The following is a 257-nucleotide window of genomic DNA, read 5'->3' as shown; positions in this document are numbered from 1 at the left end:
GAGTCGGACTGGCAGCTCGACCCGGCGGGCGTGCGCGATGAAGTCGCGCAGCTCGTCGCCGACGACCTCGGCCTTGCTCTCAAGGGGAAGCCCCGGGTCGCGCCGCTGCGGTCGAAGGGCCGGTTCTCGTGGGATGAGTTCCTGCGACTCGCTCTGCTTGAGCTGGTGTTCGGGCACTCGGTGTTCGAGCAGGTGTACGAGCCGGACGCGTTCGGGCGTGCGCACCTGCGGAAGCTGGCGTGGCGGCCGCCGCGCAC

At 70.8% G+C, this 257-nt stretch carries 1 protein-coding gene; it reads left to right on the top strand.

The features are described from left to right. The coding region (locus LL239_RS17625) for a phage portal protein family protein (RefSeq protein WP_445241966.1) at positions 1–257 on the top strand (257 nt) is incomplete at both ends.

Source organism: Microbacterium testaceum, assembly GCF_020781835.1.
In the GTDB taxonomy this organism is placed as follows: Bacteria; Actinomycetota; Actinomycetes; order Actinomycetales; family Microbacteriaceae; genus Microbacterium; species Microbacterium testaceum_H.
Note: the sequence above shows the minus strand (reverse complement) of the source record. Positions and strands in the feature narration are given on the sequence as shown.